The following is a 15,818-nucleotide window of genomic DNA, read 5'->3' on the forward strand; positions in this document are numbered from 1 at the left end:
TGTAAAAGTGGAAGCCATCCAGGTAGGCGTTGATGGCCTCAATGGGCGGCTTGGCCTGCAAGGTCGCGGCGCCGGCTTCCAGCAACTGAGTCTTTGCGGTTTCGGGCCTGCCAGGCGTCTCCACAGGCGACTTCGTCTCAGGAGCAGAGCAAGCCCACAGAAGACTACAGGCCAGGGGAAGGGTTATAAATCTGATGAGTTGTGGCATGAGAGTGGCTCTAGCTAGTGTCCTCAAGGGACAGCCTGGGCCTGCTGAACGGACAACTCAGAAGACAAACGGCCGAATTCTAGGCAAAAGAAAGCCCGCTGCTAGGCGGGCTAATGGGAGCTTCTATCACACGTAGGGATAGGATGAGTGTTGCCTAGGTGTCGTGAAAATTGGGTGAAAGAAAAGTCCCTACAATGTCATCGCAGGGTTCTCCAACGCAGGGCCAGCCCATGCGCGTGATCTGCGACATATGCGACGGTTCACGTCATTGAATCTTGGTGTCAAATGGTAAGCGGAGCGCGCCGGCCCAATGGGCCAGAGGCATGAGGAAAGCCCTGATTATTCAAGGCTTTTTGCGTTTCTTAACCGATCCACGTTCCCTTCCTGCCGCAAGGTCAGGGCTTGGTTTACCGTGGCTTCCCCGACTTTCACTTCCACGGCAATAGCGATTCGTAATCCTCAACCTTCGCGGCATGCGGCAAGTCCTCCAGTACGTGGCGAAGCCATGCATAGGGTTCTTGGCCGTTGGCTTTGGTGGTTCAAGCAAGCTCTCAATTGTGCGCTGACTGCAGTGACGTTCGTGGCGACTGGCCTGCGGGCCTCATCGCTCACACCTTTCACTCTCGCTTAACGGCGAACGAGTGCTCGGGACACGCAAGGCGCCACGGGGCAGGGCGGCTGAATAAGGACGTTCCCCGTCGAGTATTTACATTCAGTTCGTATGATAATAAGGTTTTAATCATACGAGCTGCATGTATTTTGCCTTGAGCGTGACTGCCCAAGGGCCTTTCGATAAGGAGAGTCGAGCGTGTTCAGTACCTACCGCGAGTTGTTCCAGGCCAAAGGCGCCAAGGGCTTCGCCTTGGCCGGCCTGCTGGCCCGGCTGCCGTTGCCGATGACCGGTATCGGGATCATCACCATGTTGTCTCAGATCACCGGCAGTTACGGCCTGGCCGGTGCGGTGGCGGCCACCTTCGTGCTGACCTATGCACTGATGTCGCCGCAGATCTCGCGCCTGGTCGACCGCCATGGCCAGGGCCGCTTATTGCCGGCCGCCGCCGGGCTCAGCGTGCTGGGCATCCTTCTGCTGTTGGCTTGCAGCTATTGGCGGCTGGCGGACTGGACCCTATTCGTCGGGGCCGCGCTCGCCGGCTTCATGCCCAGCATGTCGGCGATGGTGCGCGCGCGCTGGACCGCGATTTACCGCGGCAAGGCGCAACTGAAGACAGCCTACTCGCTGGAAACCGTTCTTGACGAAGTCACCTTCATTGCTGGCCCGCCGATTTCGGTGGGGCTGAGCGTGGCGGTACTTCCGCAGGCCGGTACATTGGCTGCTGCCGTGTTCCTGGCCATCGGCGTGTTCGCCTTGGCGGTGCAGGTCGGCACCGAGCCGCCAGTAGAGGCCGATGCCGCCACCGGGCAAGACAGCACGTCGGTGTTCAGGCTGGCCGACGTACGCCTGCTGACCTTGCTGATGGTCGCTATGGGCTTGATCGTCGGTACGGTCGACATCGTCAGCGTGGCATTCGCCGAGCAGATGGACATGCCGGCTGCGGCCAGCGTGGTGCTGTCCTGTTATGCCATCGGCTCCTGTGTCGCTGGGCTGGTGTTCGGTGTCCTGAAACTCGATACCCCGCTACACAAGCTGCTACTGCTGGGTGGGTTGGCGACGGCGGCGACAACCTTGCCGCTGCTGGTGGTGGGAAACATCATCGGGCTGGCCATCGCCGTGCTGGTTGCGGGCCTGTTCTTCGCCCCGACCATGATCGTGGCGATGTCGCTGGTAGAGCGCATCGTGCCCGAAAGCAAGCTGACCGAAGGGATGACCTGGTTGCTCGCCGGTCTCAACGTTGGAGTTGCCGGCGGTGCCGCAGCATCTGGGCAGGTGGTCGATGTGTGGGGTGCCCAGGCCGGATTCAACGTGGCCTTGGCCGCCGGGGCCGCAGTGTTGTTGGTCGCGCTTTGGGGCTACCAGCGCATGCGCGATCGAGCCCGACAGGCGTCGTATTCGCTTTGATCGGCTTCAGGGCTGGCCGCCTGGCTTGGGGGCTCGGTCACCGCGCGACGATACGACAGGCTTGTCAGTGCGCCTCGCGCCCAAGACAATGCGTGCAAGCGGTATGAATACTCGTATACGCCTACCCCATGCCGCCAGAACACAAGGAATAGCTGGATGGTTCGCCGCACCCGCGCCGCAATGCAAGAAACTCGAGCCCTGTTACTGGCCACCGCCCGCCAGATGTTCAGCGAGCAGGGGTTTGCGCACGCCTCGATGGATGATCTGACCGCCCGGGCGGGCTTGACGCGGGGGGCGTTGTACCACCACTTTGGCGACAAGAAGGGCTTGCTGGCAGCCGTCGTTGAGCAGCTCGACGCTGAAATGGACGAGCGCCTGCGTGCTATTACCGAGACCGCCGATAACGCTTTGGACGGCTTCCGCCAACGCTGCCACGCCTACCTGGAGATGGCGCTGGAGCCCGAGATCCAGCGTATCGTGTTGCGCGACGCCAGAGCGGTGTTGGGGGGCGGCTCGCCTGAGGCCCAGCGGTATTGCATAGAGTCGCTGCGCCAGTTGATCGACAACCTGGTACTAGAGGGCGTTTTCGTCAACGCGCACGCTCAAGCGCTGGCTGCGTTGATCTACGGCAGCTTGGCTGAAGCGGCTGTGTGGATCGCGGAGGCCGAAGACGGCAATGCACGCTTGGCGCAGGCTGGCAAGGCGTTCGACCTGCTGTTGCTCGGGGTGCTAAAGCGGCCAACAGACTCTACGGACGCGTGAATGCGCGCGACAGTTCCACCCTGTTGGGAGCCCCGCTACCTGACTACCCGTTAACGTCTGGCAGGGCAGGCTTGGTGCTGCTCAAGGTTTTTCAGTAGCGCTCGCTCGGCTAGCGGCGGGTTCTGTGGAAGAAGACGCGGCAGCATGAAGCTTGTCGGTAATCTGCTTGGCCAAGGCATGGTAAAGCGAGACCGGAGACACCCATCCAGAGATGGCCGCCGCCATCAGTGTCGCGGCCAACATGGGAATGGCCAGGTCCGGGCTGTGTGTCAGTTCAAGCACGATGACCGAGGCGGTCAGTGGCGAGCGTGTCACACCGGCCAGGTATGCGCCCATGCCGAGTAGTGCGCCTGCCTGAGGGTCAACATCGGGCAGCAAGCTCAACAGCGGCGCAAAGGCGGCGCCGATGCTCAGCGAAGGCGAAAAGAGCCCGCCTGGAATCCCGGAAAGATAGGACGCGACGTTGGCCAGAAACTTCCACAGGAGAAAGCTTGTGTCCGTGATCGGCTGCCCCTCCAGCAACGCACGCGTTTCTTCATACCCGGTGCCGAATACATGATTGCCAGAGACGAGCCCCAAGGTGGCCAGCAGCAACCCACAGGTGGCAGCAAAGCGCACTGGATAGCGTCCGCGTAACGTACAGACCTGGCCGAGTATGCCCTTGTCGGTGGGCAGCACAAGCTTGGCGTAAAAACCACCCAGCAGCCCGCCCAGCACTGCACAGGCAGGAACGACGCTCCAGCCCCAGCCCACCGGCATCCGACCGCTGATCTCGCCAAAGTAGGCGTAATGCCCCATCAGCCCCAGCGTCACGACCCCGCCGATCAGCACCGCAGTGAGCACCAAGCCACTGAAACGTTGCTCGAACGTGCGGCTCAACTCCTCAATGGCAAAGACTACCCCCGCTAACGGTGTATTGAAGGCTGCCGCAATACCCGCGGCGCCTCCGGCGAGCACCAGGCCAGCGATGGTGCGCCGGCCGTGCAGGCCTAAGCGTCGGCCAAAGGAATAGAGCACTGCGGCGCCGATGTGGACGGTCGGGCCTTCCCGGCCAACCGAACCGCCGACCAGCAGGGCGCCGAGCGTCAGGCTCATGCGTGCTGCAGCCACAGGGAGCGAGAGTAATCGGGCGCGCAGCCGGCGAGAGGGCATTTCCAGGGCGGCGATGACTTGGGGGATGCCGCTACCCTTCGCATTCTCAAACCATCGTTGCGTCAGATAAGCCAGGAGCGCGAAACCCAGCGGAGTGATGAGAAGAGGTGACCAGGGTGCCCATTCCAGCAAGCGCTTGAAAGAAGCGAACGCCGCGTCGGCTAGCCAGGCGAATGCCAGCGCAACGAGCCCCACCAGCAATGCCCCGATCCAGAACGCCAGTCGCTGGCGCCATTCTCGCCAGCGTGAACGGCGGGGGAGTGAAGGTGCAGGGCGGGTAGGGTCGGACATTGTCCACACATGGCTGACTTGAAAAGCCGTGAGTATGGCGTGTTTTCCCGCACAGGCCTACCCGACACAGGTTGTAGCCGCACCGGGAGTGGCGATCCGCTTGCCCAACTGCAAGGGATCGCCAGTCCGGAATTGGCTAGGTGGGCGAACCGGCTTTGGTAGCAGACGCTGCGCTGCGCATGCTCCACACCCCCCAGGTCAACCCCAGCACGGCTGCGATCAACGACGCGGATAGCACACCGAGTTTCGCTGCCCCGAGTGAGCCAGGGTCGACGAACGCGAGGTTGGCGATGAAGATCGACATGGTGAAACCGATACCGGCCAGCAGCCCGACCAGGACAATGCTACGCCAGTTGACCTCGGCGGGAAGCACGCACCAGCCCAGGCGGACCATCAGCCAACTGACGCTGACGATGCCCAAGGGCTTTCCTGCAACCAGGGCGACAGCGACGGCGATCATGACCCACTGGGGGCCTTCTGCGGACAGGTCGACACCCGAAAGGCTGACCCCGGCGTTGGCCAAGGCAAACACCGGCATGATGCCGAAGGCTACCCAGGGGTGCAGGGTGCCTTGCATGCGCACTACCGGCGGCAGCAGTTCGCGCTGGGCCAGGCGCAGTCGTTTCAACGGGTCCATGAGGTCGCTGGCATCTTGCTCAGGCGCTTTGGCGCGCCCCAGCAATTCGCCGGTGAAGCGGGTAATGGCGTCCAGTGGGCGCTCACGCATCGGCATTGCGGTGACAGGTGTCATCAGGCCCAGCACGACGCCTGCGAGGGTCGGGTGGGCGCCGGTCAACAAGATGCCCAGCCAGACGATCGCACCGGGAATGACATAGGCGTAGGCTGAACCCACTCCGATCTTCTGAAGCCCGATCACCATTAGCAGGCCGATCACTGCAACGCCGAAGCCGGTGTAATCAAGGCCGCCTGAGTAGAAGAACGCGATGATCAGGACTGCGATGATGTCATCGATGATTGCCAGGGCGAGGAGGAATACACGTACGTTGGACGGGATCGACTTGCCGAGCAGGGCCAATACGCCCACCGCAAAGGCGATATCCGTCGCCGTTGGCACGGCCCAACCTTGTTGGTCTGCTGGCGCGTGACCAAAACTCAGGTAGAGGAGTGCGGGTACCGCTACGCCGCCGACAGCGGCTGCCATGGGAAGCGTGGCTTGACGCAGGCTGGACAGTGCACCTTCGTGGATCTCGCGGCGGATCTCCATGCCCACGACCAGGAAAAAGATGGTCATCAGGCCATCATTGATCCAGAAATGCAGGGACTGCGAATAGACATGCGAGCCCACGCCGAACGTCAACGGGGTATGCCAAAGGGCTTCATAACTGTCGGCAGCCGGGGAATTCGCCCAGATCAGGGCAGCGACTGCGGCAATCAACAGAACGATGCCGCTGACCGCTTCAATGTGCAAAAAGCGTTCAAGGTTGGCGAAGGCGCGCTCGGCCAGTTTCTGGGCGCGAGGTAATTCTTGTTTATGCATAGGCACAGGTGCTCCCGCATGGCGGCCCGACCTGCGCTGTTCTTTAACCTGCCTCACTGCACCGTGCAGCTGGCACCCGTGCGGTAGTCTACCGAATAACCACTCGCAGATGAACAAAAAGCGCCAAACCATTCACTCCAATGAGGCGTCGGTTTGAGATTTTTTCCTGCAGACGTTAGGGTTTGTGGTTGTTTTCGAGCACACGGAGCTTGGCAAACGAGAGTTTATCCAGCTGCTAGCCTTGGTAAATGTCGTCGTGCCCAGGCACGCTGTGCTCATCGCCTTGCAAGGAGAACTGCCGCTATGACTGCAGCCCCCAAACCCAGGAGCACCCTCAATCCACCTGTCTTCTACACCAGTGCGATACTTGTTTTTCTGCTGGTCTTGTACGCCACGGCATTTCAGGAGCACGCCCAAACGCTGTTCGAGCAAGTCCAGCGATGGATCATCACCAATGCCAGCTGGTTCTATATTCTTGTTGTAGCGTTGGTGTTGATCAGCGTGGTGTTTCTGGCCGTCAGCCGCTATGGCGACATCAAGCTAGGCCCTGACCACAGTGAGCCGGATTACCGAAAGAGCAGTTGGTTCGCCATGCTGTTCTCGGCAGGAATGGGGATTGGCCTCATGTTCTTCGGCGTGGCCGAACCGGTCATGCATTTCTCCACGCCGCCCGTGGGCGATCCCGGCACCGTTGCCGCGGCGCGCGAAGCCATGAAAATCACCTTTTTCCACTGGGGCCTGCATGCCTGGGCGATCTATGCCATCGTCGCGCTGATCCTGGCCTACTTCAGCTTCCGCAATGGCCTTCCGTTAACCTTGCGTTCGGCACTCTATCCGCTGATCGGTGAGCGAATCTATGGCCCTATAGGGCATGCCGTGGATGTCTTCGCCATCCTCGGCACGGTGTTTGGTGTGGCCACCTCGCTGGGTTATGGGGTATTGCAGATCAACAGCGGATTTCATCATGTGTTCGGTTTGCCGGTAAACACCACCGTGCAAGTCATCCTCATCACCGCCACCTGCGCATTGGCGACGCTTTCGGTGGCTAGCGGCCTGGATAAAGGTATTCGCATCCTGTCCGAACTCAACCTGAGCCTGGCGGTGATCCTGATGCTGTTCGTGCTGCTGCTTGGGCCTACGGTGTTCCTGCTGCAGACCTATGTACAGAATACCGGCGCCTACCTTTCGGACATCGTCAATAAAACCTTCAATCTCTACGCTTACGAGCCCACCGACTGGATCGGCGGCTGGACCTTGCTGTACTGGGGCTGGTGGTTGTCCTGGTCGCCCTTCGTGGGTTTGTTCATCGCACGTATTTCGCGAGGGCGGACCATCCGCGAATTCGTCTGCGGCGTACTGTTCGTGCCTGCGGGTTTCACCTTGCTGTGGATGACGGTGTTCGGCGACTCGGCAATCCATATGATCCTCAACGATGGCGTGAAGGATCTGGCTGCTGTGGTCAGTGAAGACAGTTCCCTCGCGTTGTTTGCTTTCCTGGAGCATTTTCCGTTCTCCAGCATCATTTCGCTGGTCGCGGTGCTGATGGTGGTCGTGTTCTTTGTGACCTCGGCGGACTCTGGTGCGCTGGTCGTGGATATGCTCGCCTCCTCCGGACAAGGTCACTCACCCCTGTGGCAACGTATCTTCTGGTCAGTCTGCATAGGCGCAGTCGCGATCGCGTTGCTGCTGGCGAACGGCCTCAAGGCGCTGCAGACCGCGACCATTGCGAGCGCTTTGCCGTTCGCGGTCATCCTGCTGGTTGCGATTTGGGGCTTGTTCAAGGCGCTGAGTCTTGATGCGACTCGCCGCGGGTTGCGCAATCAAGCCTTGCCGGGCCCACGCCATACCCGCCACCCACACGGCGGCTGGCAGCGGAGGCTGCGCAATATTGCATTGATGCCTCGCCGGGTTCATGTCACGCGCTTTATCGCCGAGGTGGTGAGGCCGGCCTGTGAAGAGGTCGCCCAGGAGCTGCGCAAGCAAGGCTACGAGGTGAGCGTGAATGAGCGTGATGATGGGCGGGTATCTCTGGAGCTCTCCCATGCCGGTGAAGGACGTTTCCTCTACGAGGTGCGGCCACGGGCCTTCAATACGCCAAGCTTCGTCATGCGGGACACCGAAGACGGTGCCGATTCCCGCAAGTATTTCCGCGCGGAAGTGCATCTGCGAGAAGGGGGCCAGGACTACGACATCATGGGGTGGAGCCGTGACGATGTGATTGGCGACATCCTGGATCAGTACGAACGCCACCTGCATTACTTGCACGTGGTGGGCTGAAGTGGATTCGGTCCTGCCCTGTCGCCGTCAGGGCAGGGCGGTTCGCCTGCTGTCCAAAGGCGGATTTTCACAGGCCCAGAAGTCTACTGCAGCAATGCGTTCGCTCGGCGGTCCTAACCAATAGGACAGTGGCTGGCACCCGTCTGTCGTGCAGACCTGGTAGTCACCAGCCTCGGGCGTTCGCCCGGCGTGCAAGGGCTGCAGCGGTGGTAGATGACGACGATAGTGCCAAGTGCCGTCACGCAGTTGAGCGTCGTCCGGAATCTCCATGCCGGCCCCGCTGCCTTTGACCCGTGCCTCTACCAGTACCAGGCCCACCGGGGTCACCTGATAATCCTCTTCCCAGCGGACCTTTTCGGTACTGTGCTGCCACGCAAGGGTAAAACCGTTCAGTGGCAGGCTGACCCAGACCACACCGGCCAACCCAACGCAAAGGCTGATCATGCGAGGTGGCCAGAGGCCGGTCGGGTTCGCCAGTAGTGCCAACCCAGCACTGCCGCACCCAAAGCAAAACCGACCTCATCGCTGATGGGCGCGGCAAGTATCAAGGACACACCAGCCGCGAACGCCAACAGGCGCTCCCACCAGGGCATGGGGGCACGCAAATGCCCGATCGACGCACATCCCCAGAGGGCTACCGCGAACGCCGCCTTGATCACCATGTACAACGTGGAGCCCATGCTGTCACCTTGCATCATCAACGCCGGGTCATAGACCGCCATGAAGGGCACAACGAAACCGGCCAAGGCAATGCGCACCGCCCAGAAGCTGATCAACAGGCCTTTTTCCTTGGCAATCGGGGCCGCTGCAAAGCATGCCAATGCCACTGGCGGCGTCAGGTCGGCCAGGATGCCGAAATAGAACACGAACATGTGCGAGACGATCAGCGGGACCCCGAGCTCCAACAGGGCGGGGGCGGCAATGGAGCTGGTGATGATGTAGTTGGGGATGGTCGGGATGCCCATACCCAATACCAGGCAAGTGAGCATGGTCAACACCAGCGAGAGGAACAGGTTGTCCCGTCCCAGGTCAAGGATGTATCCGGCAAAGGTGGTGGCCAGGCCGGTCAGCGAGATGACGCCGATAATGACGCCGACCAGCGCACAGGCAATGCCCACCGGCACCGCATGACGGGCACCCTCCGCGAGGGCCATGACGCATGCGTGCAGGGTGGCACGGCCGCCCTGGACAAAGCAGCACGCAATGGCCAGGCCGGCAATGACCATCAGGATCACCCCGATCCCCATGCGGAAAAAACCTGAACACAGTATCCCGAGTGCAACCCAAAAAGCCGCGCGCAGCCAGGTTTTTTGAGCGCGCAGGATGATCGCCGAGCCTAGGATGACGATGGCGGTCAGGGCCAGGCCGACCATTCCCGAGTACAAAGGCGTTCGCCCGGAAAACAACAGGGCGACCAGGACCATCAGCGGTACCAGCAGGAACCAACGTTGTCGCAACGCATCCCAGGCACTCGGGCACTGTTCGCGAGGCAAGCCGTGCAGATGGCTGCGCCGAGCCTCCAGGTGGACCATCCAGTAGACCGAGCCGAAGTACAGCAATGCTGGGATGAGCGCGGCTTTCGCCACCTCGGCGTAGGGCACGTTGATCGTCTCGGCCATGATGAACGCCACGGCGCCCATCACCGGCGGCATCAGCTGGCTGCCCATGCTGGAGGTCGCCTCGACGCCACCGGCAAATGCAGGTTTGTAGCCAAAACGCTTCATCAGCGGAATGGTGAACTGTCCGGTGGTGACGACATTGGCCACCCCCGAGCCGGTAATGGTACCCATCAGTGCCGAGGAGAACACCGACACTTTGGCCGGCCCTCCGCTGCGATGGCCGAACAGCCCCATGGCGAAATCGGTGAACAGACGAATCATGCCCGCCTGCTCAAGAAATGCGCCGAACAGGATGAACAGGTAAATGTAGGTGGCTGAGACATAGGTCGGGGTGCCATACAGTCCCTCGGTGCCGAAGGCCAACTGATTGACGATCTGATCGAGGCCGTAGCCTCGATGCGCGAGTTCGCCTGGCAAGTGTTGGCCAAGCAACCCATAGGCCAGAAACAGGGCGCAAATGATGGGCAACGCTATGCCCATGACGCGTCGCGCGGCTTCAAAGACCAAACCAATAAGCAACAGCCCCACGATCAGGTCACTGGTGGTCAGCTCACCGGAGCGTTGAATCAGATCCCCTTCGAAGTACCACTGGTATGCAGCCGTCGCCATTCCCGCAAGGCCCAGCAGCCAGGCAAGGGGTTGCCACGGCCGACGGTGGCCAACGAATGAATAGCTCAGGTACACCACCAGCAACAGGAACCCCACGTGTATTGCACGCAGTACTTGGGTGGAAATCAGGGGGAAGGCCGCCGTGGCGATCTGGAAAACCGAAAAGACCAATGCCACGGCAAAAAGCGCGGCAGGCCAGCGATCGGTGCTGGCGTGAAGACCTTGCGCGGTATCACTCATACGCTGCTCCATGGCTCAGGAATGTCATCAGGGGAGCAGGTTTTTCTCCTTGAAGTACCTCTCTGCTCCTGGATGCAGCGGAATGGGCAGGTTCTTGGCGGCATTTTCTGCCTGGATATCTTTCGCTGCAGCGTGGGCCGTGACCAGGCGTGGAAGGTTCTCGAATATCAGCTTGGTCATCTGATAGGCCAGGTCATCGCCGATGTCGGCGCGGGTGACGAGGATGTTGTTGATGGCCGCCGTTGATACGTCCGCACTCTGACCATCATAGGTGTTGGCAGGAATGGTGGCGGGTTGGTAGGCGTTGTTGCCAATGCGGGTCACGACCTCGGCAGGGATAGGCACGAACACTACCGGCAAGGTCGCGGCCAGGTCTCGGATAGCCGCTTGACCGAGCCCTGAGGATTGCAGCGTGGCGTCAAGCTGACGGTTCTTGATCAGTTCGACGGACTCCGCATAGGGCAGGTATTCAACTTTTCCCATGTCCTGGTAGGTAAGCCCCGCAGCTTTGAAGATGGCGCGGGCGTTCAGTTCTGTCCCGGACTTGGGGGCTCCAACCGAGATACGCTTGCCTTTGAGGTCTGACAGGGATGTGATCCCAGACTCCTTGCTGGCGACGATCTGGATGTAGTTGGGGTAGGTACCTGCGATGGCACGGAGTTTCTTCAAGGGCGTTTTGAATCCAGCCTCTGCATCGCCCTTCCAGGCATCTGCCACCGAATCCCCCAGTGCGAATGCCAACTCCCCTCGACCGGCTTGCAACAGGTTGAGGTTCTCTACCGAGGCCTTGGTGGCTTGCACCGTGGTCTTGCTGCCCTCTATGCCGTGGCTGTAGATCTGTGAAATGCCTACGCCTACCGGGTAATAGACGCCACTGGTACCGCCTGTGAGGATGTTGATGAAGGTCGGTGCGGCCTGGGCAGCCGCGCTGACAGCAAACAAGGTGCTGGCCAATGCCAGGCGAAGGGCTGGGTTCATGGCGTCGTTCTCCGCTTGTTGTTGTTATTCCCGCGCCAGTAAACCTAGAACGAATATGCTGTCCCTGCCCAATTTTATGGCTGATTGGCTGGATGGCCTCTGCTCTAGAATCGCCAGAAGACTGGCGAGACCAGTACCAGTACGGTGAGGATCTCGAGCCGTCCAAGCAGCATGCCAACCGTCAGCAACCATTTCGCTGCGTCCGGCAAGGAGGCGAAATTACCTGCTGGACCGATAAGCGTCCCCAGGCCTGGACCGACGTTGCACACGGCGGTGGCCGCCCCGCTCAACGCCGTCATCCAGTCGAGTCCTATCAAAGACAGGCCCAGGGCGATGACCGCAATGGTGACGGTGAAGAAGAACGAGAACGTCAGCAGTGACCGTACGATCTCTTCATCGATGGGGTGCCCATTGTATTTCTTCGAGATCGTTGCCCGTGGATGGATCAACTGCTTCAGGCTGCTGACAAGCAAGGCAGCGGCCACCTGGAAACGGAATATTTTCAAACCGCCGGCGGTGGAGCCCGAGCACCCGCCGACGAACGTCAGGTAAAAGAACAGCATGATGGCGAAGCTGCCCCAGAGCGTGTAATCACCCACGGCAACGCCTGTGGTGGTTACCACCGAGGTCACATTGACTGCAACGATACGAAACGCATCCCACCAGGCCAGATCGCTGTGCAGGCAGAGCCAGGTTCCGACGGTGAGCCAGACGAAGACGAGAAAACCAATGAAACCGCGAACTTGATGGTCCTTGAGCAGGATGCCTCGATGGCCACGCAGCGTGGCGACATACAGCGTGAAGGGCAGGCTGCCGAGTATCATGATGACCACCGCTACCCAATGCACCGCAGGCTGCTCCCAATGGCCCAGTGAGGCATCCGAGGTCGAGTAGCCACCGGTTGAAATCAGCGACATCGAATGATTGATGGCTTCGAATGGGGTCATGCCGGCTGCCCACAATGCCCCTGTCCCCAATGCAGTCAGGCCCAGGTAGACCAGCAGTATTACCTTGGCTGCAACATGCGAACGCGGCGTCACTTTGTCAGACCAGTCCGAAGACTCGGTCTGGAACAGGCGCATACCGCCCACGCGCAGCAGTGGCAGGATCGCCACGGCCATGCCGATAAAACCAATGCCTCCCAGCCAGTGCAGCAGCGAACGCCATATCAGCAGCCCCGGCGATGCACTGTCCAGGCCGGTCAGCACGGTCGAGCCGGTGGTGGTGATTCCCGACATGGTTTCGAAGAACGCGTCCGTGTAACTGATGTGTCGAATGAACACCATTGGCAGCGCCGCGAATGCGCACACGATGACCCAGCTTGCCGTCGTGAGCAGATACATGTCCCTGGTCCGCAGTTGCGGTGTGTCGGGTACGCCGCGGGCCACCATGAGCAGGCCGACACACAGAACGATCAGGCTCGACCAGACGAATGCACCGAGGTCGTCGCTGCGGTCGTACACCAGCAGCGTCAGCATTGGAATCACCATGCTGACGGCCAACGTGATCAGGAATACACCAATAATGAAGGCGATGAAACGCAATGCAGGAAGCGGCATTGAGGGAGCTCGTTGGGACAGTGCCGGCAGTATTGCCTGCTTTACGGTAATGTCGAGTAAAAAAGGCGTAAAGTCGTGGCCGGCAATTTTTTACGCCGCTATCTGGCTCCCGCTCGATAGCTCATTGGGTTGACCTCTCCGAGAGTTCCATCGGCTTCGAAGCGGCTGTAAAGGTAGTCTCAAGCACCGCGTGCTCCCTGCTCGCGGCGCTTGTGCGGCACTATTGATTGTGCCGCAGAGGCATGGAAAGCCCTAAGTCTTCCTGGATCACTTGATCAGCGGCACGCCACTGAGTTTCTGCAGCTCGTCAAAGTCGATGTCCGCGCAGATTTCGACCACTTTCAGCCCTTCAGGTGTCACTTCCAGTACGGCCAGGTCGGTGTAGATGCGGCTGACGCAAGCGATACCGGTCAGCGGGTAGGTGCACTCGGGCACCAGCTTGCTTTCGCCGGTCTTGGTCAGGTGGTCCATCATCACGAACACCTGGCGGGCGCCGGTGGCCAGGTCCATTGCACCGCCTACGGCCGGGATCGAGCCTTCGGCACCCGTGTGCCAGTTGGCCAGGTCGCCCTTGACCGACACCTGGAAGGCGCCCAGTACAGCGATGTCCAGGTGGCCGCCACGCATCATCGAGAACGAATCGGCATGGTGGAAGAAGGCACCACCGGTTAGCAGGGTGACGTGCTGCTTGCCGGCGTTGATCAGGTCATCGTCTTCCTCGCCCGGCGCAGGGCTTGGGCCCATGCCCAGCAGGCCGTTCTCGCTGTGCAGGAACACTTCCTTGTCGCCCAGGTAGTTGGCCACCAGGGTCGGTGCGCCGATGCCCAAGTTTACGTAAGCGCCTTCCTGGATGTCTGCGGCCACGCGTTGGGCCATCTCGGTGCGGGAGAGCTTTTTGGTGATGGTCATGGCAGGCCTCAGACAGCTTTGGCAATCGAAGAAGCGGCAGCACCGGTGACGGCGACCACGCGCTGGACGAAGATACCCGGGGTGATGATGTGTTCCGGGTCCAGTTCACCGAGTTCGACGACCTGGTCGACCTGGGCGATGGCGGTCTTGGCAGCCATGGCCATGATCGGGCCGAAGTTGCGGGCGGCCTTGCGGTAGGTCAGGTTGCCCCAACGGTCACCCTTGTGCGCCTTGATCAGTGCGAAGTCGGCGTGCAGCGGCATTTCCAGCACGTACATGCGGCCATCGATCTCACGGGTTTCCTTGCCCTCGGCCAGCAGGGTGCCGTAGCCGGTTGGCGAGAAGAACGCACCAATGCCGGAGCCTGCGGCGCGGATACGCTCGGCCAGGTTGCCCTGCGGGACCACTTCCAGCTCGATCTTGCCGGCGCGGTACAGTTCGTCGAACACGTAGGAGTCGGACTGGCGCGGGAACGAGCAGACCACCTTGCGCACGCTGCCTGCCATGAGCAGGGCGGCCAGGCCGATCTCGCCGTTGCCGGCGTTGTTGCTGATGATGGTCAGGTCGCGGGCACCGGTGGCAATGAGGCCATCGATCAGCTCGGACGGCATGCCAGCCGTGCCGAAGCCACCGACCATGATGGTCGAACCGTCGGTAATCCCTTCCACCGCGCTGGCGATGGACTCGTACGTTTTATTGATCAAGGCGAGCTCCTGGTTGTTCCTGGAGTTGTGGTTGTCGGGCTGGCCGGAGCGCGTGAAGCGATGGGGCCTGTCAGCACTTGAAATGGCTTGCTGACTTTCGCTATAGCGTGCCGCAAGATAGGGCAACAGTAGAGAGGGTTTGGCTGAATTTGTGCGATTATCGAACTGTTGTGCGATCTGCGAGCAGTTCTGGAGGCTATTTGCCTCATTTCAGTTGAATGCTTAAACCGCTCATTTTTGCCCGTGGCTGGTGCGTTCCGGGGTTGCCTGCCGGCATCTTGCACTGATGAAGTGCATCCACTCCGCGGCATCGCCGATTAATCACGCCTCCCGCCGTTGGCGTGCGACTTGCTATCAGATTGCCATTCGATGTCGCTTATGGTGAAGATAATGTCGCTTTCCAGTGGTTCGATGCAGTTATCGTCGAGTGAAAAGGGCTGGCTGCCGTGGTTCGGCAAAACCGGCAAATTCAGCATGGGCTGGGCGTGCCGCCTTAACCGGGCCAGTTACCCGCAGGTCGAGCAAACCTTCGAAGCCATCGCCCAGACCCGAGTGCAGTTGCTGCATGAGTGGGTGCGCGAACAGTGGGAGCACCTGGCCGACCTGGCCGAGCAGGTGGCGCCCGGGCTCGCTCAAGTCGATAGCGCGATGTTGCGCAACACGCTGGCCCAGGCGGAGGACTTTTCCGAACTGTTTGTCGTCGATGTGCACGGCAGCGTCACCGCTTCGACCTGGCCCCAGCGTGGCACGCCACGTATCGAGTATTTGGCAGCTCTGGCGCAGGGGCTGAAAGCACCGTTTCTGCACGGGCCCTACAGCGACTCGCTGACCTTGCAGATCGGCCCGTCTTCCTCGCGCTTCCACGATGAAGTCACGTTGATGTTCTACCAGCCCCTCATGCACGAGGGCAAAGTGCTGGGTTGTCTGTGTGGGCGGGTGCCCAACGATGTGCTGGGTGACCTGATCCAGCGCGAGGCAGGGCACATTTACCCCGA

General features: G+C 60.6%; 11 protein-coding genes and 2 pseudogenes. 3 read left to right on the forward strand and 10 right to left on the reverse strand.

What is annotated here, in order from left to right; all coding sequences use genetic code 11:
* Positions 1–208: pseudogene (locus tag ACF8O8_RS26655) on the reverse strand (DUF1264 domain-containing protein); the annotation flags it as partial.
* 428 nt (positions 209–636) lie between these two features.
* Positions 637–747: pseudogene (locus ACF8O8_RS26660) on the reverse strand (transposase domain-containing protein); the annotation flags it as partial.
* Positions 748–1,016: 269 nt separating this feature from the next.
* Between ACF8O8_RS26660 and ACF8O8_RS26665 the strand changes: the two are divergent.
* A complete protein-coding gene (locus tag ACF8O8_RS26665) occupies positions 1,017–2,225 on the forward strand; it encodes an MFS transporter (RefSeq protein WP_392510820.1) in 1,209 nt (402 codons plus the stop codon).
* Between the two features lie 156 nt (positions 2,226–2,381).
* The gene (locus ACF8O8_RS26670; protein WP_010954776.1) at positions 2,382–2,987 is read left to right on the forward strand and encodes a TetR/AcrR family transcriptional regulator; all 606 of its coding nucleotides are present in this window, start codon (positions 2,382–2,384) and stop codon (positions 2,985–2,987) included.
* 81 nt (positions 2,988–3,068) lie between these two features.
* On the opposite strand, the gene ACF8O8_RS26675 is transcribed toward ACF8O8_RS26670, so the two are convergent.
* Together ACF8O8_RS26675 and nhaA are read right to left on the reverse strand one after the other, a co-directional pair.
* Complete coding sequence (locus tag ACF8O8_RS26675; protein WP_392510821.1) at positions 3,069–4,430, reverse strand: chloride channel protein; 1,362 nt, start codon at positions 4,428–4,430, stop codon at positions 3,069–3,071.
* A gap of 136 nt (positions 4,431–4,566) precedes the next feature.
* A complete protein-coding gene (nhaA, locus tag ACF8O8_RS26680; protein WP_392510823.1) occupies positions 4,567–5,928 on the reverse strand; it encodes a Na+/H+ antiporter NhaA in 1,362 nt (453 codons plus the stop codon).
* A gap of 303 nt (positions 5,929–6,231) precedes the next feature.
* Between nhaA and ACF8O8_RS26685 the strand changes: the two genes are divergently transcribed.
* Positions 6,232–8,205, forward strand: coding sequence for a choline BCCT transporter BetT (locus ACF8O8_RS26685; protein ID WP_010954773.1), 1,974 nt, complete (start codon positions 6,232–6,234; stop codon positions 8,203–8,205).
* Between the two features lie 27 nt (positions 8,206–8,232).
* Here ACF8O8_RS26685 and ACF8O8_RS26690 read toward each other — a convergent pair whose 3' ends face one another.
* The 6 genes from ACF8O8_RS26690 to ACF8O8_RS26715 all read right to left on the reverse strand — a co-directional run bounded on the left by ACF8O8_RS26690 (position 8,233) and on the right by ACF8O8_RS26715 (position 14,823).
* Complete coding sequence (locus tag ACF8O8_RS26690) at positions 8,233–8,649, reverse strand: DUF1850 domain-containing protein (protein WP_392510825.1); 417 nt, start codon at positions 8,647–8,649, stop codon at positions 8,233–8,235.
* The gene (locus ACF8O8_RS26695) at positions 8,646–10,673 is read right to left on the reverse strand and encodes a TRAP transporter permease (protein WP_010954771.1); all 2,028 of its coding nucleotides are present in this window, start codon (positions 10,671–10,673) and stop codon (positions 8,646–8,648) included. Before ACF8O8_RS26695 ends, ACF8O8_RS26690 begins: the two co-directional genes overlap by 4 nt.
* 27 nt (positions 10,674–10,700) lie before the next feature.
* The gene (locus tag ACF8O8_RS26700) at positions 10,701–11,651 is read right to left on the reverse strand and encodes a TAXI family TRAP transporter solute-binding subunit (protein WP_392510827.1); all 951 of its coding nucleotides are present in this window, start codon (positions 11,649–11,651) and stop codon (positions 10,701–10,703) included.
* Between the two features lie 104 nt (positions 11,652–11,755).
* Positions 11,756–13,210, reverse strand: a complete 1,455-nt coding sequence (locus tag ACF8O8_RS26705) for a TrkH family potassium uptake protein (RefSeq protein WP_392510829.1) — start codon at positions 13,208–13,210, stop codon at positions 11,756–11,758.
* 267 nt (positions 13,211–13,477) lie between these two features.
* Positions 13,478–14,119: a 3-oxoacid CoA-transferase subunit B gene (locus ACF8O8_RS26710; RefSeq protein ID WP_003251131.1), complete on the reverse strand. Its 642-nt coding sequence runs from the start codon at positions 14,117–14,119 to the stop codon at positions 13,478–13,480.
* An 8-nt stretch (positions 14,120–14,127) separates the two neighbouring features.
* Positions 14,128–14,823, reverse strand: coding sequence for a 3-oxoacid CoA-transferase subunit A (locus ACF8O8_RS26715; RefSeq protein ID WP_010954768.1), 696 nt, complete (start codon positions 14,821–14,823; stop codon positions 14,128–14,130).
* Between the last annotated feature and the right edge of the window lie 995 nt (positions 14,824–15,818).

Source organism: Pseudomonas sp. TYF_14, from assembly GCF_043105275.1.
Classification (GTDB): Bacteria; Pseudomonadota; Gammaproteobacteria; order Pseudomonadales; family Pseudomonadaceae; genus Aquipseudomonas; species Aquipseudomonas alloputida.